The sequence below is a fragment of the Variovorax sp. PEI5 genome, from assembly GCF_056679935.1.
In genome coordinates this window covers 1,953,188-1,970,377 of sequence record NZ_CM155257.1, presented here as the reverse complement: position 1 = coordinate 1,970,377, position 17,190 = coordinate 1,953,188, and the positions used below count along the sequence as shown (strand labels likewise).

Sequence of the window (17,190 nt, the reverse complement as noted above, 5' to 3'; positions counted from 1 at the left end):
ACTCTCCGTCTTTCTCTCGAGGACCTCCCGCCCATGACCGAACTGAACAAGCGCTCCCTGCTCAAGCTCGCCGCCTTCTCCGCCGTCGCCTCCGCCGCCCTGGTGGGCTGCGGCAAGAAGGAAGAAGCGCCCGCCGCCGCCGCCGCGCCCGCGACATCGGCGCCGGCCACCGCCGCCGCGCCGGCCGCCACCCCGGCCGCGCCGCTGAACATCGCCTTCGCCTATGTCGGCCCGGTCGGCGACGGCGGCTGGTCGTTCGCGCACGACAACGGCCGCAAGGCGCTGGAGAAGGAATTCGGCGATCGCATCAAGACCACCTTCGTCGAGAGCGTGCCCGAGTCGGCCGATGCCGAGCGCGTGTTCCGCGACTTCGTCGGCCAGGGCAACAAGCTGGTCTTCGGCACCACCTTCGGCTACATGGAGCCGATCCTGAAGGTCGCCAACGACAGCAAGGACGTCAGGTTCGAGCACGCCACCGGCTACAAGACGGCCGAGAACCTGCGTACCTACGACAGCCGCACCTACGAGGGCGCGTACCTGGCGGGCATCATCGCCGGCGGCATGACCAAGTCGAACACGCTGGGCGTGGTCGGCTCGGTGCCGATCCCCGAGGTGCTGCGCAACATCAACAGCTTCACCATGGGCGCGCAGTCGGTGAACCCGAAGATCACGACCAAGGTGGTGTGGGTCAACGAGTGGTTCAGCCCGCCCAAGGAGACCGAGGCCGCGACGGCGCTCATCAACGGCGGCGCCGACGTGCTGTTCCAGAACACCGACTCGCCCGCCGTGCTCAAGACGGCGCAGGAGAAGGGCAAGCGCGCCTTCGGCTGGGACTCGGACATGACCGCCTATGGCCCCAAGGCGCACCTGGCCTCGGCCGTCATCAACTGGGCCCCGTACTACATCAAGACGACCCGCGACGCGCTCGAGGGCAAGTGGACCACCGGGCGCAGCTGGTGGGGCGTGAAGGAGGGCGCGATCGACATCGTCTCCATCGCCGAGGACGTGCCGGCCGAGATCAGGACCAAGGTCGAGACCGTCAAGGCGGGCCTGAAGGATGGCAGCTTCTCGATCTGGAAGGGCCCGATCGTCGGCCAGGACGGCAAGGAGCTGGTCGCCAAGGACACGGTCGCGGACGACCAGTTCCTCTCGGGCGTGGGGTTCTACGTCAAGGGCGTCGAGGGCAAGGTGCCCGGAAAATGAGGTTCGCCCCCAGGCTTGCTCACTGCGTGTAGCAGCGCCCACCCCCGTCCGGGGGCGACACCGGTGGACCGGCGCAGCCGGATCCACGGTGTCTCTGGCGGGGCTTGCTCGCTTCGCGTCGCTTCGCGGGGCGGGCGGGTGGGGGAAGGGGATTTTTTTACGCCTTGGGGCCTAGGCGGTCGATCAGGACTTCGCTGGCGGTGTTGAGGCCGATGACCTCGACGGGGCTGCCGTGCTTGCGCAGGCGCTCGACGACCTTGTCGAGGGCGGCGACGGCGGTGACGTCCCAGAAGTGGGCCTGGGAGAGGTCGATGCGGACCGGGCGACCTTCGGTGTCGCGGGTGTCGAAGGCATCGATGAACAGGTCGGCCGAGGCGAAGAAGACCTGGCCGCGCACGCGGTAGGTGCGCGCTCCGAGGATGGCGCCGGGCAGCGCGCCGAGGTCGGTGGTGTCGCGGTCGACGGCTGCCGCCATGTCGATGGTGACGTCGTCGTGCGCGCTGACGTCGAGCAGCCGCGAGACCTTGAAGGTGAAGAACACGCCGCTGAGCATCACGCCCACGGCCACGCCGGCGGCCAGGTTGTGCGTGGCGACCGTGACGGCCACGGTCGCCATCATGACGGCGCTCGACATGCGCGGGCGGCGCACCATGCCGCGCAGCGAGCCCCAGTCAAAGGTGGAGACCGAGACCATCACCATGATCGCCACCAGCGCGGCCACCGGCACCTGCGACACCCACGGCTTGAGGACCACCATCAGGATCAGCAGGAACACGCCGGCGAACAGCGTCGACAGCCGTCCGCGCCCGCCATAGCGCACGTTGCTGACGGTCTGGCCGATCATCCCGCAGCCGGCGATGCCGCCGAAGAAGCTGGCCGCCACGTTGGCCAGGCCGAGGCCGGCGCATTCGCGGTTCTTGTCGCTGGGCGTGTCGGTGAGTTCGTCGACCACGCTGGCGGTCATCATCGATTCGAGCAGGCCGACCATCGCGATGGCCAGCGCGGGCAGGGCGATCAGGCGCAGGGTCTCCAGCGTGAAGGGCACGTCGAGCAGGGTGAAGACCGGCATCGCGTCGGGCAGCTGGCCCAGATCGGCCACCGTCCTGAGCGGCAGGCCGAAGGCGGAGGCGGCGATGGTCAGCACCACGATGCACACCAATGGGGACGGCACGGCGCTGGTCAGCCGCGGCAGCAGGTAGATGATCGCCAGGCCGGCGGCCAGCACGGCCCAGGTGGTGGCGCTGGCGCCCATCAGATGCGGCAGCTGCGCCGAGAAGATCAGGATCGCCAGGGCGTTGACGAAGCCGGTGCGCACCGAGCTGGAGACGAAGCGCATCAGCGCGCCCAGCCGCAGCAGTCCGAAGACGATCTGCATCAGTCCGGCCAGCACGCCCGCCGCCAGCAGATAGCGCAGGCCATGCGACTGCACCAGCGGCGCCGCCACCAGGGCCACCGAACCGGCCGCCGCCGAGATCATGGCCGGCCGCCCACCGGCGAAGGCGATCACGATGCCGATGACGAAGGAGGCGAACAGGCCCACGGCCGGGTCGACGCCGGCGACGAAGGAGAAGGCGATGACTTCGGGGATGAGGGCGAAGGTGGCGACGGCACCGGCCATCAGTTCGCGGGGGATGGTGGTCGGACACCACTCGGCGCGCAGACGAGAGAAATGCATCCTCCGATGGTAGGCGAGACCCCCCGCGCCACCAGGAGGGTGGCGGGAAGATTTAGAGTACGCGCATGACCCGCCCCGACTTCGACACCATCCCCCACGACCGCCTGCCGGACCTGCTGCGCGCCATGCCCAAGGCCGAGCTGCACATGCACATCGAGGGTTCGCTCGAACCGGAGCTGATCTTCGCGCTCGCGCGGCGCAACGGCGTCGCGCTGCCCTACGCCGATGTCGAGGCCCTGCGTCGCGCCTATGCCTTCACCGACCTGCAGAGCTTTCTCGACATCTACTACGCCGGCGCCAGCGTGCTGCTGCACGAGCAGGATTTCCACGACATGGCGTGGGCCTACCTGGAGCGCGCCGCCGCCGACCACGTCGTGCACACCGAGATGTTCTTCGACCCGCAGACCCACACCGCGCGCGGCGTGCCGATGCGCACCGTGATCGACGGCCTGCACCGCGCCTGCGTCGAGGCGCGCGAGAAGCTGGGCGTCAGCGCCTCGCTCATCCTGTGCTTCCTGCGCCACCTGAGCGAGGAGGACGCCTTCGCCACGCTGGAGGACGCGCTGCCGCTGCGTGACCGCTTCATCGGCGTCGGACTGGATTCCAGCGAGGTCGGCCATCCGCCGGAGAAGTTCGCCCGCGTCTTCGCCCGCTGCCGCGAGCTCGGCCTGCACCTGGTGGCGCACGCGGGCGAGGAGGGCCCGCCGGCCTATGTCTGGAGCGCGCTGGACGTGCTCCACGTCGAGCGCATCGACCATGGCGTGCAAAGCCCCAAGGACCCCGAGCTGATGCGGCGCCTGGCGCGCGACCGCATCCCGCTGACGGTGTGCCCGCTGTCGAACCTGAAGCTGTGCGTGTTTCCCGACCTGGCCGCGCACAACCTGCGCGAGCTGCTCGACGCCGGCCTCGTCGCGACCGTGAACTCCGACGATCCGGCCTACTTCGGCGGCTACATGAACGACAACTTCCTCCAGACCTTCGCCGCCACCGGCCTGACGGCGCGCCATGCCTGGCAGCTGGCGGCCAACAGCTTCGAAGGCAGCTTCATCGACGAGGCCGAGCGGGCCGGCTACCTGCGCCGGCTCGACGACTGCTTCGCCGGCTTCGCGGTCCCGGCCTGAGTCGCTCCCGCATGCGCGCACCGCTCGTCCTCGCGCTGCTGCTGGCCCTGGCCACGGCGTCCGGCGCCCAGGTGGTGCGCTGCCGCGATGCCGCCGGCAAGGTCAGCTACAACGACACCGGCTGCAAGGCCGGGGAGCAGCGCGTCGACCTCGGACTCGACCCGGGCGCCTATGCCGGGCGCGATGACGCCCCGGGCCCGGACCGCCTGCAGCAGCAGCTCGACGGCGTCGAGCGCGCGCGCCGGCTGCAGCGCGAGACGGTCGATGCCGTCACGCGCGCCGACCGGCCACCGGTCGCGACGCCGGCCACCGATCCACGCCTCTGGCAGGAGGAGCAGAACCGACGCGCCGCCGAGCAGCGGCGCCAGCGCGAGCAGGCGGAAGCCGCGCGCCTGGATCCGCGCTCGAACGTCCAGGTCGATCCCTACGGCGTTCCCTATGGCGTTCCCTATGGCGTCGTTCCTTATGGGGGCGTCTACGGCGGCGCGTATGGCGGCATCCATCGCGGCCCGCCGGCGCCCCTGCCCGACCTGCGTCCACGGCTGCGTGGCTGCGATGGCGCCGGCTGCCAGGACACCCAGGGCAACCACTACGACCGCGCCGGCCGGCTCGACCGCTATGTGCGCCCCGATGGCCGGACCTGCCGCCCGGTGGGCACGACGGTGGTCTGCGGCTGAGGCCGCGTCAGGCGGCGATCGAATAGCCGCCGTCCACCGGGATCGCCGTGCCGGTGACGAAGTCCGATCCCGCACCGGCCAGGAACACCGCGATGCCGGCCAGGTCGGGCGGCTCGCCCCAGCGTCCGGCGGCGGTGCGCGCGATCACGCGTTCGTTCAGGCCCGGCACATGGGTGCGCGCGCTCTCGGTGAGTTCGGTCCGGATCCAGCCGGGCAGCACCGCATTGGCCTGGATGCGGTCGGCGGCCCAGGCCGCGGCCAGCGACCGGGTCAGCTGCACGATGCCGCCCTTGCTCGCGCCATAGGCCGGCGCGTAGGCGGCGCCGAAGATCGACATCATCGAGCCGATGTTGATGATCTTGCCGCCGCCCGCCGCCTTCAGCAGTGGATGCGCCGCCCGGCAGCACAGGAAGGCGCTGGTGAGGTTGGTGTCCATCACCGCGTGCCATTCGGCGAGCGAGAGCTGGTCGACTGGCTTGCGCACCGTGGTGCCGGCGTTGTTCACCAGGATGTCGAGCCGGCCATCGGTGCGCTCGGCCAGCGCGTCGAACATCGATTGCACGGAGGCCTCGTCGGTGACGTCGGCCGCCAGGGCGAAGCTGTCGCTGCTGCCGGCCTCGACCAGCGCCGCGACCGCGGCGGCCGATTTCCCCGCGTTGCGCCCCGCCACCACCACGCGGGCGCCGGCGCGGGCCAGTCCCAGCGCCATGCCCAGGCCGATGCCGCCATTGCCGCCGGTCACGAGGGCGACGCGGCCGCCGAGGTCGAACGGGCCGCGCGCGTCGATGGTCGCGCCGGGGAGGGACGGGGTCTCGGCCATCAGAGGATGCGGTTGAACCAGAACAGCGAGAGCCCGGCCGACAGCAGGGCCAGCAGCGCCGCGCCGAGCGCGAACAGGGCCGAGACCTCGGTCTCCTTCTTCTCGACCGTCAGGCGCGAGCTGAGCGTGTCGTAGACCTTCTTCAGGTCGGCCGCCGTGCCGGCATAGAAATAGTCGGCCTGCGTCTGGTTGGCCACCGCCTTGAGCGTGTCCTCGTCGAGCCGCACGCGCATCGACCAGCCCTCGAAGCCGATGGTCTCGCCATCGACCGTGCCCACGCCCACCGTGTAGACCCGCACGCCGCGCTCGGCGGCGGCCTTGGCGGCATCCAGCGGATCGACGCCGGTGGTGCGCTGGCCATCGGTCAGCATGATGATCGCGGCCGAGGTGTAGGAGCCCGGCGCCACCGGCACGAAGGCCTTGGGCGGCGCGCGGCCGGCCTGCTCGATCGGCACGCCGCGCGAGCGGCTGGGCGGGCCGAAGTTGGCGACGTCGATGCCCTGGTCGGGGAACAGCGTGGCCAGCGAGACCACGATGGCATTGCCGGTGGCGGTGGCCCGCTGCAGCTGGAAGCCGTCGATGGCGGTCATCAGGTCGTCGTGGTTGACCGTGGGCAGCTGCGCCACCTGGGCGCTGCCGGCGAAGGCGACGATGCCGACCTTGACGGTGCGCGGCAGGTCCTTGATGAAGGCCTTGGCCGCCTCCTGCGCCGCCACCAGCCGGTTGGGCAGCACATCGGTCGCGCGCATGCTGCCGGAGACGTCCATCGCCAGGATGATGGTCTGCTGGTTCGAGGGCAGCACCACCACCGCCATCGGCCGCGCCGCGGCCACCAGCATGGCGGCGATGGCCAGCAGGAACAGCAGCGGCGGGATGTGGCGGCGCACGCTCTGGCCGCCGCCCATCGCCTCGCGCACCAGCGACAGGCTGGCATAGCGCAGGGCCAGCTTCTTCTTGCGGCGCAGCAGCCACAGGTAGAGCAGCAGCAGGATCGGCAGCAGGGTCAGCAGCCAGAGGAACTGGGGCCAGAGGAAATTCATGGCGTCTCCGCGTGCGTCATGTGGCCGCAGCCGTCTTCGTGAAATTCGCATGGGCGCCGCCACTCGCGCGCATGCGCTGCTTGCGCGTGTCGGCGAAGCGCAGGATGGCGGCGGCGAGGTCGTCGGCGGTCGAGAGTTCGAGCGTGTCCACGCGCGCCTTCGCCAGCGCCGCGCGCAGGGTCTGCTCGCGTTCGGCGGCGAGCCGGGCGAAGCGCTTCCTGAAGCCGGGGTCGTGCGTGTCGACCCACAGCTGCTCGCCGGTCTCGGCATCGCGCAGCGGCACCAGGCCGAGATCGGGCAGCTCCAGCTCCAGCGGGTCGAACAGTCGCACCGCGACCACCTCGTGGCGCAATGCCAGCCGGCCGAGCGGCTCCTCCCAGCCGGGCTCGCTCAGGAAATCGGAGACCACGAACACCGTCGAGCGCCGCGGCATCAGGCCGGCGGCGGAGGCGAGCAGGTCCGACAGGCGCGTCATGCCCTTCTGCGTCGGCGGTGCCTCGACGGCGCGGCGTTCCATGGCGTGGAGCAGGTGCAGCACGTGGCGCCGTCCGGTGCGCGGCGGGATCACCGCCTCGATGTCGTGGCCATAGACCAGCGCGCCGACCCGGTTGCCATGGCGCGTCAGCAGTCGCGCCAGCGCGCCGACGAAGCCGATCGACACCTCGCGCTTGGCCTTGACGCCGGAGCCGAAGTCGACCGAGCGGCTCAGGTCGAGCACGAACCAGGCCGTCATCTCGCGGTCCTCGGTGAACACGCGCACGTGGGGCGTCTCCAGCCGCGCCGTGACATTCCAGTCGATGTGGCGCACGTCGTCGTGCAACTGGTATTCACGCAGGTCCGCCAGGTCCAGCCCGGCGCCGCGCATCAGCGTGCGGTAGTTGCCCTGCAGCAGGCCGTCGAGGCGCCGGATCACGGTCCACTCCAGCCGCGCCAGCAGCCGCTCCGCCCCGCCGGCCCCGGCATCGTTGGCCGCCACCGCGACCGGCTCCGACCCCGCTTCCGGCGCACGCGCCTTCAATCGCCACCACAGCTTCACGAACGACCTCCCGGGATGCCGTCGATCCGGCCGCGCCGGTCCGCCGGCATGGCTCCCCGCAAGGGGGTTGGCGCAGCGACACGCAGTGCGCGAGGACCGGGGGTGCGCATGCTGGGGGTGCTCATGGTCAGGCCGCCAGCTTCTCGTGTTCCAGCGGCTTGGGCGGCGCCGGCACGGCACGCATGATCTTGTCGATCAGGCCGTCCGAGGTCAGGCCCTCCGACAATCCCTCGTACGACAGCGTCACGCGATGGCGCAGCACGTCGGGCACCAGGGCCGTCATGTCCTCGGGCAACGCGTAGCTGCGGCCGCGCAGCAGCGCCAGGGCGCGCGCGCCCTCGGTCAGGTTGATGGTGGCGCGCGGGCTGGCGCCGAAGGTGATGAAGCGCTTCATGTCGCGCAGGCCGTGCTTCTCCGGATTGCGCGTGGCCGACACCAGCTTCACCGCGTACTGGATCAGCGACGGATCGACATACACCCGGCGCGCCTCGGCCTGCAGGGCGGCGAGCTGCGTCGTGTCGGCCACCGGACTGGCCACCACCGGCGGGCCGATCACGCGCTGGACGATCACGAACTCCTCCTCGTCGCTCGGATAGTCGACCATCACCTTCATCATGAAGCGGTCGACCTGCGCCTCCGGCAAGGGATAGGTGCCCTCGGTCTCGATCGGGTTCTGCGTCGCCATCACCAGGAACGGGCGCGGCACCTTGTGCGTCTCGCCGGCGATGGTCACCTGGCGCTCCTGCATCACCTCCAGCAGCGCGCTCTGCACCTTGGCCGGCGCGCGGTTGATCTCGTCGGCCAGCAGCAGGTTGGCGAACACCGGTCCCAGCGAGGTCGTGAACTCGCCGCTCTTCTGGTTGTAGATGCGCGTGCCCACCAGGTCGGAGGGCACCAGGTCGGGCGTGAACTGGATGCGCTTGAACTGGCCGCGGATGGTGTCGGCCAGGGTCTTGATGGTCAGCGTCTTGGCCAGGCCGGGAACGCCCTCGACCAGCAGGTGGCCGCCGGCCAGGATGGCCACCATCACGCGCTCCAGGAAGCGGTCCTGGCCGACCACCACGCGCTTAACCTCGTAGAGGATCTGCTCCATCAGTTCGGCGGTAGCCGGTGGCGCACTGGAAGGGGAGGACTCTGCGATGCTCATGCGGGACTTTCCTGAAGGAAGGAGGGGACCGGGAAGATCGGTGGATAGGTCTCGGGATGCGTCGGCTCAGAACGGTGGCGAGCCGGCCGCCGAGGCCGCGTTCTCGATCGGCACCGCGAAACCGATGCCGATGAAGGTGCGCTGCTGGGTCGGGTTGAGGATGGCCGTCACGATGCCCAGCACCTCGCCATCCATGTTGATCAGCGGACCGCCCGAATTGCCGGGGTTGGCCGCGGCATCGAACTGGATCAGGTTGCCCAGCTCCTGCCTGCCCTCGGGCGAGCGGAACGAGCGCCGCAGTCCCGACACCACGCCGGCCGAGACCGAGGGTCCGATGCCGAACGGAAAGCCCACCGCCGCCACCTGGTCGCCCGGCTGCAGGTCGGCCGTCGAGCGCATCGTCGCGGCGATCAGGTCGTCGGGGATCTTCTGCGCCTGCAGCACCGCCAGGTCGTTCTCGGGCTGCGTGCCGGTGACGGTGGCGATCGATTCGAGGCCGTCGAAGAAGGTCACCTTGATCTTCTCCGCGCCGGCCACGACATGCAGGTTGGTCAGGATGATTCCCTTGTCGACGATCACCACGCCGGTGCCGACGCCGCGCTCCTCCTCCTCGCCGGGCGGGCCGTCGGCCTCTGGCGGCTTGCCGCGCGCCATGTTGCGGCCGCGCTTCTGGGTCCTGGCCTCGGGCGTGGCTCGCTCGTGGCCATAGGCGACGACGCGCACGACCGCCGGTCGCACGGTGGCCGCGGCGCGAGCCGCCGGCGAGGGCAGGGAGGTGGTCTGCAGCGTGCGCAGCACCGCCGCGTCGATGTCCTTCTGCGTCAGCGTGTGCGGCGCCTGGCGCGGCCACAGCACCGCCGTGCCGACGGCCAGGGACAGGAACAGCAGCGCCATGACGGCGAAGGCGCGCCGACCGGGTTGCCAGCCGAGAAAAGCTTGCCTGCGCATCGGCACCTCCAGCAAAAGTGACGTGTGACCGGGGACATGTGATGCACCGTCGTTGTGTTCTTGCAGTAAGAAGAACACCTTAACGAGCACGCGGAGTAAATCACAGTAGCACGCTTTATGCCCCCTTGCATGCCTTCGGGCATCATGGGCCGATGACTGGTTTCATCGATACCCACTGTCACCTGGATGCGTCGGAGTTCGGCACCGAACAACCCGCCGTGCGGGCCCGCGCGACGGCCGCCGGCGTGTCGCTGTGCGTGATCCCGGCGGTGGCCGTCGCCAACTTCGGCATCGTGCGCGAACTCGCGCACCGCCAGGGCGATGCCTATGCACTGGGCATCCATCCCCTGTGCACCGGCGAGGCGCGCGAGGGCGACCTGGAACTGCTCGACGCCGAGCTGCGTGCGCGCCGCGACGATCCCCGGCTGGTGGCCATCGGCGAGATCGGCCTGGACTACTTCGTTGCCGCTCTCGACGACGAGCGGCAGCAACGCTTCTTCCGCGGCCAGCTGCAGCTCGCGCGCGCGCACGACCTGCCGGTGATCGTGCATGTGCGGCGCTCGGTCGATCGCGTGCTCAAGCACCTGCGCCAGGTCGGCGGCGGGCGGCCGTGGCGCGGCATCGCGCATGCCTTCAACGGCAGCGAACAGCAGGCACGGGCCTGCCTCGACCTGGGACTGAAGCTGGGCTTCGGCGGCACGCTGACCTTCGAGCGGGCCCTGCAGGTGCGCCGCCTCGCGACGGCATTGCCGCCGGAGGCCATCGTCATGGAGACCGATGCGCCGGACATCCAGCCGCACTGGCTGTACCGGACGCGCGAGGCGCGCGAGGCCGGGCAGGCGCAGGGGCGCAACGAACCGGCGGAACTGCCGCGCATCGCCGCCGTGCTGGCCGGGTTGCGGGGCACCAGTCCGGAGATGCTGGCCGAGATCACCACGCGCAACGCCGTGGCCGCGCTGCCGCGCCTGGGCGCGCTGCTGGAGCCCGCCGTCGGCGGCGCCTGAAAAAAAGTGCGGCGGACGGCGACGGCGTGTCATCCGCGCCCGTCGGCGGCCCGTTGTTCCTTCGGCGCGACGCAGTTCGCGACCCGTGACTACAACTCCCTGGAGCTTTGCAATGACATCGTCTTTCATCCGTACCGTTCCCGCGATCCTCGCGCTGGGCATCGCTTCCATCGGCTTCTCGGCCGTGGCCCAGACCGCCACCCCGGGTCCCGCACCCGCGGCACCGATGACGGCACCCCAGGCCGCGCCGATGCGCCCGGCCACCCCCGCCATGGCGGCTCCGGCCCAGCCCACCGTCGGCGAACGCGCGGTCGATGGCGCCAAGCGCGCCGGCAACGCGACCAAGCGCACGGCCAAGCGTGCCGGCAACGCCACCAAGCGCGCCGCCAAGAAGACCGGCAACGTCGTCTCCAACACGGCCTCCCGCGCGGCCGGCGGCGTCCGCGCCGCGGGCGACAAGATCGGCGAGAAGATCCCCGGTACCGCCCAGAACGCCGCCGCGACCGGCAAGTGATCCGGCCCCGGCCGGCGGGCGGCCTCAGCGCCGCGCGCCCGGCCGGTGGATCGACCGGCACGCCATCGATCCGGAGCAACCCGCCACGGCGGGTTTTTTTTCGTCCGCGTGGTCCGCATGGTCCGCGCTCGGACGGGGCAGTACCATGCCCGTTCGTCGTCAACCCCTCACGGATGCTCCTTCCCTTGCCAGTCCTCCGGTTCCCTCGCTCCCCGTCCGCCGCGGACGTCCGTCACCCCGCGGCCCGGGCCGCGCGCGCCACCGCGCGAGGCCGGCGCTGATGGCGCCCCGGTCCAAGCCGGCATTGCCGGAAGTCAACTTCTCCGACTGGGGCGACATCCGCTACCTGCACCTGGGCACCGAATGGATCCAGGGCTCCATGAAGATGGACGCGCCGTTCGAGATCGAGCTCGAGTACGTGCAGCGCATGATGGCCTGGCTGCTGTTCGTCGACCCCGCCAGCGTCGCCAAGCGCCATGCGATGCAGCTGGGCCTGGGGGCCGCCACGCTGACCAAGTTCAGCCGCAAGCAGCTGCGCATGCGCACCACCGCCGTCGAGATCAATCCGCAGGTGATCGCGGCCTGCCGGGGCTGGTTCAAGCTGCCGGCCGACGACGCCCGGCTGCGCGTCGTGCTGGCCGATGCCGGCACCGAGATCCGCGACCCGCGCTGGCATGCGACGGTCGATGCGCTGCAGGTCGACCTCTACGACCACGAGGCGGCGGCCCCGGTGCTCGACGGCGCCGACTTCTATGCCGACTGCCGCGCGCTGCTGACCGAGGAGGGCGCCATGACGGTCAATCTCTTCGGCCGCTCGTCGAGCTACGAGCACAGCCTGGAGAAGATCGCCGCCGCCTTCGGCGCCGAGGCGGTGTGGGCCTTCAAGCCCACGCGCGAAGGCAACACGGTGGTGCTGGCGCAGCGCACGCCGACGCGCCCCAGGCGCGACCTGCTCGCCGGGCGCGCCGAGGCCATCCAGACCCGCTGGGGACTGCCGGCCGCCAAGTGGCTGCGGGTCTTCAAGCCCCTGCAACCCTGAACCGCGCCGCCGCCGCGGCGACCGACCGATGTCCACCAGCGATCCCTCCCCGCCGGCCGCCGCGCCACCGGTCCCGCGCCACGAAGGCCCGCTCGAGCTGCGCCAGCTCATCGAGTGGCTGGCCCAGGACCACGTGATCTCGGCATCCGAGGCGCAGCGCACCATCGCGCGCTGCGCCCAGGCCGCCAGCCGCCAGGCGCCCCTGGTGCGGCTGGCCAATGTCGCGATGACGCGCGAGGCCGATGGCAAGCCGCTCGACCTGGAGCTGCTCACCCAGTGGCTGGCCGGCCGCGCCGCACTGGCCTACCTGCGCATCGATCCGCTCAAGGTCGATGTCGGCAAGGTCGCCGACACCATGAGCGCGGCCTATGCCGAGCGCCACAAGGTGCTGCCGGTGCAGGTCTCGGCGACCGAGGTGGTGGTGGCGACGGCCGAGCCCTTCCTGACCGACTGGATCGCCGAGGTCGAGCGCCAGTCGCGGCGCACGGTGCGCCGCGTGGTGGCCAACCCGACCGACATCCAGCGCTACACGGCCGAGTTCTTCGCGCTCGCGAAGTCGGTGCGCGCGGCGCAGAAGTCGGGTGGCAACGCCGGCGGCGCCAGCTTCGAGCAGCTCGTCGAGCTGGGCAAGAGCACCCGCCCGCTCGACGCCAACGACCAGAGCGTGGTGCAGGTGGTCGACTGGCTCTGGCAATACGCCTTCGACCAGCGCGCCAGCGACATCCACCTGGAGCCGCGGCGCGAGCAGGGCGTGATCCGCTTCCGCATCGACGGCGTGCTGCACCCGGCCTACCAGATGCCCATGGGCGTCATGAACGCGATGGTGGCGCGCATCAAACTGCTCGGACGCATGGACGTGGTGGAGAAGCGGCGCCCGCTCGACGGCCGCATCAAGACGCGCAACATGCGCGGCGACGAGGTCGAGATGCGGCTGTCGACCCTGCCCACGGCCTTCGGCGAGAAGATGGTGATGCGCATCTTCGACCCCGACACGGCGGTCAAGGACCTCGACGCGCTCGGCTTCTCGCAGCACGACGCCCAGCGCTGGGAGCGGCTGGTGACGCGGCCGCATGGCATCGTGCTGGTGACCGGGCCGACCGGCTCGGGCAAGACGACGACGCTCTACTCGACCCTGAAGCGGGTGGCGACCGAGCAGGTCAACGTCAGCACCATCGAGGACCCGATCGAGATGATCGAGGCCTCCTTCAACCAGACGCAGGTCCAGCCGCAGCTGGACTTCGGCTTCACCGAGGGTCTGCGCGCGCTGATGCGGCAGGACCCGGACATCATCATGGTCGGCGAGATCCGCGACCTGGCGACGGCCGAGATGGCGGTGCAGGCGGCGCTCACCGGCCACCTGGTCTTCAGCACCCTGCACACCAACGACGCGCCGAGCGCGATCACGCGGATGATGGAGCTGGGCGTGCCGTCCTATCTCATCAATGCCGTGATGCTGGGCGTGCTGGCCCAGCGGCTGGTGCGCACGCTGTGCCCGCACTGCAAGCAGCCTGACGAGACGATGACGCGCGAACGGCTGGCCGAGTTCGTCCGGCCCTGGCAGATCAGCGGCGCCGTGCGGGCCTACCGGCCGGTGGGCTGCGTCGACTGCCGCATGACCGGCTACCGGGGCCGCATGGGACTCTACGAACTGCTGAGCATCGGCGAGGAGTTCAAGACCCGGGTCGACAAGACGCCCGACCTCGGCGCGCTGCGGCGCCAGGCCGTGACCGATGGCATGCGCCCGCTGCGCCTGGCCGGCGCCCTGCGCGTGGCCGAGGGCCTGACCACCATCGAGGAGGTCCTGAGCGCGACGCCCCCGCTGGAACAGGCTCCGGGCCGGGGTAATCCCTAGGCGCTGGCTAGGTGGAATCCACATCGAACGGCTGATCTCCCCCACTGAGAATCTGCCGTTCGATTGATTCGAGGAGACCGTTCGTGAAAATCAAAAGTCAGAAGGACTTTTTCTCGGGGTTGATGTTCACCGCCGTGGGCATCGCCTTCGCGTGGGGTGCGTCGACCTACAACGTGGGCAGTGGCGCACGCATGGGCCCGGGCTACTTCCCGCTGATGCTGGGCATCCTGATGGCGGTCATCGGCGCCGGCATCATGTTCACATCCCTGACCGTGGAGACCAACGATGGCGAGCACATCGGGAAGTGGGCCTGGAAGCAGGTCGTCTTCATCCTGGGCGCCAACCTGGCCTTCGGTGTCCTGCTGGGCGGCCTGCCGAGCGTGGGCGTCCCGGCCATGGGAATGATCATCGCCATCTACGCGCTGGTGCTCATCTCCAGCCTGGCGGGCAACGAGTTCGACCTCAAGAAGGTGCTGATCCTCGCGACCGTCCTGGCGATCGGCAGCTACATCGCCTTCATCTGGGCGCTCAAGCTCCAGATCCAGGTCTGGCCGACCTTCATCACCGGCTGAGGAATACAAAAATGGATCTGATCAACAACCTCTCGCTGGGCTTCGGCGTCGCGTTCACCTTCACGAACCTGCTGTACTGCCTGGTCGGCTGTATCCTGGGTACGCTGATCGGCGTGCTGCCCGGCATCGGCCCCGTCGCGACGATCGCGATGCTGCTGCCCGCCACCTACGCGCTGCCGCCCGTCTCGGCCCTCATCATGCTGGCCGGCATCTACTACGGCGCGCAGTACGGCGGCTCCACCACCGCCATCCTGGTCAACCTGCCGGGTGAATCGTCCTCCGTCGTGACCGTGATCGACGGCTACCAGATGGCGCGACGAGGGCGGGCGGGTCCCGCGCTCGCGGCCGCCGGCCTGGGCTCGTTCTTCGCCGGCTGCGTCGGCACGCTGATCCTGGCCGCCTTCGCGCCGCCCCTGACCGAGATCGCCTTCAAGTTCGGCCCGGCCGAGTACTTCTCGCTGATGATCCTGGGCCTGATCGGCGCCGTGGTGCTGGCTTCGGGCTCGCTGCTCAAGGCCATCGCGATGATCGTGCTGGGCCTGCTGATGGGCCTGGTCGGCACCGACGTGAACTCGGGCGTCGCCCGCTTCAGCTTCGACATCCCCGAGCTGACCGACGGCATCGGCTTCGTGGCCATCGCCATGGGCGTGTTCGGCTACGGCGAGATCATCGCCAACCTGTCGCGTCCGGAAGAGGACCGCGAGGTCTTCACGGCCAAGGTCTCCGGCCTGATGCCGACCAAGGAGGACTTCAAGCGCATGGTGCCCGCGGTCCTGCGCGGCACGGCACTCGGCGCGTCCCTGGGCATCCTGCCCGGCGGCGGCGCGCTGCTGGCGGCCTTCGCGGCCTACACCATCGAGAAGAAGACCAAGCTGAACCCGGGCGAAGTGCCCTTCGGCAAGGGCAACATCCGCGGCGTCGCGGCACCCGAGGCGGCCAACAACGCCGGCGCGCAGACCTCCTTCATCCCGCTGCTGACGCTGGGCATCCCGCCCAACGCCGTGATGGCGCTGATGGTGGGCGCGATGACGATCCACAACATCCAGCCGGGTCCGCAGGTCATGACCAGCAACCCCGAACTGTTCTGGGGCCTGATCGCCTCGATGTGGCTCGGCAACGCGATGCTGGTCATCCTGAACCTGCCGCTGATCGGCATGTGGATCAAGCTGCTGTCGGTGCCCTACAAGTTCCTGTTCCCGGCCATCGTGCTGTTCTGCGCCATCGGCGTGTACTCGACCAACAACAACACCTTCGACATCTGGATGGTGGGCATCTTCGGTCTGGTCGGCTACACCTTCTTCAAGCTCGGCTGCGAACCCGCGCCGCTGCTGCTGGGCTTCATCCTGGGCCCAATGATGGAAGAGAACCTGCGTCGCGCGCTGCTGCTCTCGCGCGGCGACTGGAGCGTGTTCGTCACGCGTCCGATCTCGCTCGGCCTGCTCGCCGCCGCGGCCCTGCTGCTGGTGATCGTGCTGCTGCCGGCCGTGAAGTCCAAGCGCGAAGAAGCCTTCGTCGAGGACTGATCCCCGACCGCCTCCCTCAGCTCCGGTCCTTGCGCGGCGGCTTCATGTGCTGCCGCGCCATGGCGAGAAACGCCATGGCGGCCGGACTGAGCGGATGCTTGGCCAGGCGAATGGCCACGACCGGAAACTCCAGCGTCGGATTCGCCACCGCCACGGCCCTCAGGTTGCCTGGCATCAGGATCTCCACATAGCGCGGCAACAACGCCACGCCCGCTCCCGACTGCACCATGCCGAAGGCGGTCGACAGCATCGAGACATGCTGCACCACCCGCGGATAGACATGCGCCACGCCCGCGAGCTGCGCGCTGATGGCGCGCCAGACCGTGGCGTCGCGGTTCACGTGGATGAAGTCCAGGGTCTCCAGCTGTTCGGCCTCCACCACGGACTGCCGCGCCAGCGGATGGTCGTCGCGCAGGAACAGGGCCATCGCCTCGGAGAACAAGGCCTCGGTCGCGAGTTCGGAATGCTTCTGGCCGATGTCCGAGCCGAAGCCCAGGTCGGCCTCGCGCGCCAGCACGCGCGACATCATCTGCTCGGCCGTGCTGTCCAGCAGCGTGATGGCGAGCTGCGGATGGGCGCGCGAGAAGCGCCCGAGCAATGCCGGCATCAGCGCGCCGGCCGTCAGGTGGCCGACCGCCAGCACCACCTGGCCCTCGCGCAGCTGCGACTGCGAGCGGCAGGCATCCACCGCGTCGTCGACCATGCGCAGCGCGCGCGCCGCGGTGTCGGCCATCATGCGGCCGGCGCCGGTCAGGCGGATGCGCCGCCCGCGCACCACCAGCGGCTGGCCGAGCTCCTCCTCCATGCGCTTGACGAGATGGCTGACCGCCGGCTGGGTCAGCTGCAGCGCCTCGGCCGCCAGCGTGAAGCTGCCGGTGTCGGCGATGGCGGCCAGCGCGCGCAGCTGCTGCATCGAGACTTCGTCATTGGCTTTTCTTGACATCAATCCCGTTCATAGTCGAATAAGTTGAATTATCTGTTTTGATGTCAACGCGTTGCCTAGGATGGCGAGTCCCGTC

The 17,190-nt window shown here is 69.9% G+C and carries 16 protein-coding genes; 9 read left to right on the top strand and 7 right to left on the bottom strand.

All coding sequences use genetic code 11. The features are described from left to right. Positions 1–33 precede the first annotated feature (33 nt). Positions 34–1,203, top strand: coding sequence for a BMP family ABC transporter substrate-binding protein (locus AC1MLT_RS09080; RefSeq protein ID WP_481031968.1), 1,170 nt, complete (start codon positions 34–36; stop codon positions 1,201–1,203). A 157-nt stretch (positions 1,204–1,360) separates the two neighbouring features. Here the strand turns inward: AC1MLT_RS09080 and AC1MLT_RS09075 are convergent, their stop codons facing one another. Then, positions 1,361–2,878 carry a SulP family inorganic anion transporter gene (locus tag AC1MLT_RS09075; protein ID WP_481031967.1) on the bottom strand — a complete coding sequence of 506 codons (1,518 nt, stop codon included), beginning with the start codon at positions 2,876–2,878 and terminating at the stop codon, positions 1,361–1,363. 65 nt (positions 2,879–2,943) lie between these two features. Here AC1MLT_RS09075 and AC1MLT_RS09070 point away from each other — a divergent pair, with 65 nt between their 5' ends. Continuing rightward, complete coding sequence (locus AC1MLT_RS09070) at positions 2,944–3,999, top strand: adenosine deaminase (protein WP_481031966.1); 1,056 nt, start codon at positions 2,944–2,946, stop codon at positions 3,997–3,999. 11 nt (positions 4,000–4,010) lie between these two features. Then, entirely contained in the window at positions 4,011–4,676 is a 666-nt protein-coding gene (locus AC1MLT_RS09065; RefSeq protein ID WP_481031965.1) for a DUF4124 domain-containing protein, read from the top strand. 7 nt (positions 4,677–4,683) lie between these two features. Here the strand turns inward: AC1MLT_RS09065 and AC1MLT_RS09060 are convergent, their stop codons facing one another. The 5 genes from AC1MLT_RS09060 to AC1MLT_RS09040 all read right to left on the bottom strand — a co-directional run bounded on the left by AC1MLT_RS09060 (position 4,684) and on the right by AC1MLT_RS09040 (position 9,667). Then, positions 4,684–5,496 (bottom strand): SDR family NAD(P)-dependent oxidoreductase, encoded by an 813-nt coding sequence (locus AC1MLT_RS09060; protein ID WP_481031964.1) that lies wholly within the window; start codon positions 5,494–5,496, stop codon positions 4,684–4,686. Next, the gene (locus tag AC1MLT_RS09055; RefSeq protein ID WP_481031963.1) at positions 5,496–6,536 is read right to left on the bottom strand and encodes a VWA domain-containing protein; all 1,041 of its coding nucleotides are present in this window, start codon (positions 6,534–6,536) and stop codon (positions 5,496–5,498) included. The genes AC1MLT_RS09060 and AC1MLT_RS09055 overlap by 1 nt, the downstream gene beginning before the upstream one ends. A 16-nt stretch (positions 6,537–6,552) precedes the next feature. Beyond that, positions 6,553–7,572, bottom strand: a complete 1,020-nt coding sequence (locus tag AC1MLT_RS09050) for a DUF58 domain-containing protein (protein WP_481031962.1) — start codon at positions 7,570–7,572, stop codon at positions 6,553–6,555. 127 nt (positions 7,573–7,699) lie between these two features. Continuing rightward, a complete protein-coding gene (locus tag AC1MLT_RS09045) occupies positions 7,700–8,719 on the bottom strand; it encodes an AAA family ATPase (protein ID WP_481031961.1) in 1,020 nt (339 codons plus the stop codon). A gap of 66 nt (positions 8,720–8,785) precedes the next feature. Further along, positions 8,786–9,667: a S1C family serine protease gene (locus AC1MLT_RS09040; protein WP_481031960.1), complete on the bottom strand. Its 882-nt coding sequence runs from the start codon at positions 9,665–9,667 to the stop codon at positions 8,786–8,788. A 152-nt stretch (positions 9,668–9,819) separates the two neighbouring features. On the opposite strand from AC1MLT_RS09040, the gene AC1MLT_RS09035 reads away from it, so the two are divergent. From AC1MLT_RS09035 to AC1MLT_RS09010, 6 genes are all read left to right on the top strand, one after another. After that, positions 9,820–10,671 carry a TatD family hydrolase gene (locus AC1MLT_RS09035; protein WP_481031959.1) on the top strand — a complete coding sequence of 284 codons (852 nt, stop codon included), beginning with the start codon at positions 9,820–9,822 and terminating at the stop codon, positions 10,669–10,671. A gap of 112 nt (positions 10,672–10,783) precedes the next feature. Beyond that, positions 10,784–11,185, top strand: a complete 402-nt coding sequence (locus AC1MLT_RS09030) for a hypothetical protein (protein ID WP_481031958.1) — start codon at positions 10,784–10,786, stop codon at positions 11,183–11,185. Positions 11,186–11,465: 280 nt separating this feature from the next. After that, the gene (locus tag AC1MLT_RS09025) at positions 11,466–12,224 is read left to right on the top strand and encodes a class I SAM-dependent methyltransferase (RefSeq protein ID WP_481031957.1); all 759 of its coding nucleotides are present in this window, start codon (positions 11,466–11,468) and stop codon (positions 12,222–12,224) included. Positions 12,225–12,252: 28 nt separating this feature from the next. Next, on the top strand, positions 12,253–14,076 hold the full coding sequence (gene tfpB, locus AC1MLT_RS09020) for a type IV pilus assembly ATPase TfpB (RefSeq protein WP_481031956.1): 1,824 nt from the start codon (positions 12,253–12,255) through the stop codon (positions 14,074–14,076). Positions 14,077–14,159: 83 nt separating this feature from the next. Beyond that, a complete protein-coding gene (locus AC1MLT_RS09015; protein ID WP_481031955.1) occupies positions 14,160–14,648 on the top strand; it encodes a tripartite tricarboxylate transporter TctB family protein in 489 nt (162 codons plus the stop codon). A gap of 11 nt (positions 14,649–14,659) precedes the next feature. Then, entirely contained in the window at positions 14,660–16,171 is a 1,512-nt protein-coding gene (locus AC1MLT_RS09010) for a tripartite tricarboxylate transporter permease (RefSeq protein ID WP_481031954.1), read from the top strand. Between the two features lie 16 nt (positions 16,172–16,187). On the opposite strand, the gene AC1MLT_RS09005 is transcribed toward AC1MLT_RS09010, so the two are convergent. Beyond that, complete coding sequence (locus AC1MLT_RS09005; protein WP_481031953.1) at positions 16,188–17,114, bottom strand: LysR family transcriptional regulator; 927 nt, start codon at positions 17,112–17,114, stop codon at positions 16,188–16,190. Positions 17,115–17,190 lie beyond the last annotated feature (76 nt).

Coding starts and splice junctions, on each gene's coding strand:
- AC1MLT_RS09080 (WP_481031968.1), top strand. CDS start 34: ATGACCGAACTGAACAAGCGCTCCCTGCTCAAGCTCGCCGCCTTCTCC.
- AC1MLT_RS09075 (WP_481031967.1), bottom strand. CDS start 2,878: ATGCATTTCTCTCGTCTGCGCGCCGAGTGGTGTCCGACCACCATCCCC.
- AC1MLT_RS09070 (WP_481031966.1), top strand. CDS start 2,944: ATGACCCGCCCCGACTTCGACACCATCCCCCACGACCGCCTGCCGGAC.
- AC1MLT_RS09065 (WP_481031965.1), top strand. CDS start 4,011: ATGCGCGCACCGCTCGTCCTCGCGCTGCTGCTGGCCCTGGCCACGGCG.
- AC1MLT_RS09060 (WP_481031964.1), bottom strand. CDS start 5,496: ATGGCCGAGACCCCGTCCCTCCCCGGCGCGACCATCGACGCGCGCGGC.
- AC1MLT_RS09055 (WP_481031963.1), bottom strand. CDS start 6,536: ATGAATTTCCTCTGGCCCCAGTTCCTCTGGCTGCTGACCCTGCTGCCG.
- AC1MLT_RS09045 (WP_481031961.1), bottom strand. CDS start 8,719: ATGAGCATCGCAGAGTCCTCCCCTTCCAGTGCGCCACCGGCTACCGCC.
- AC1MLT_RS09040 (WP_481031960.1), bottom strand. CDS start 9,667: ATGCGCAGGCAAGCTTTTCTCGGCTGGCAACCCGGTCGGCGCGCCTTC.
- AC1MLT_RS09035 (WP_481031959.1), top strand. CDS start 9,820: ATGACTGGTTTCATCGATACCCACTGTCACCTGGATGCGTCGGAGTTC.
- AC1MLT_RS09030 (WP_481031958.1), top strand. CDS start 10,784: ATGACATCGTCTTTCATCCGTACCGTTCCCGCGATCCTCGCGCTGGGC.
- AC1MLT_RS09025 (WP_481031957.1), top strand. CDS start 11,466: ATGGCGCCCCGGTCCAAGCCGGCATTGCCGGAAGTCAACTTCTCCGAC.
- tfpB (WP_481031956.1), top strand. CDS start 12,253: ATGTCCACCAGCGATCCCTCCCCGCCGGCCGCCGCGCCACCGGTCCCG.
- AC1MLT_RS09010 (WP_481031954.1), top strand. CDS start 14,660: ATGGATCTGATCAACAACCTCTCGCTGGGCTTCGGCGTCGCGTTCACC.
- AC1MLT_RS09005 (WP_481031953.1), bottom strand. CDS start 17,114: ATGTCAAGAAAAGCCAATGACGAAGTCTCGATGCAGCAGCTGCGCGCG.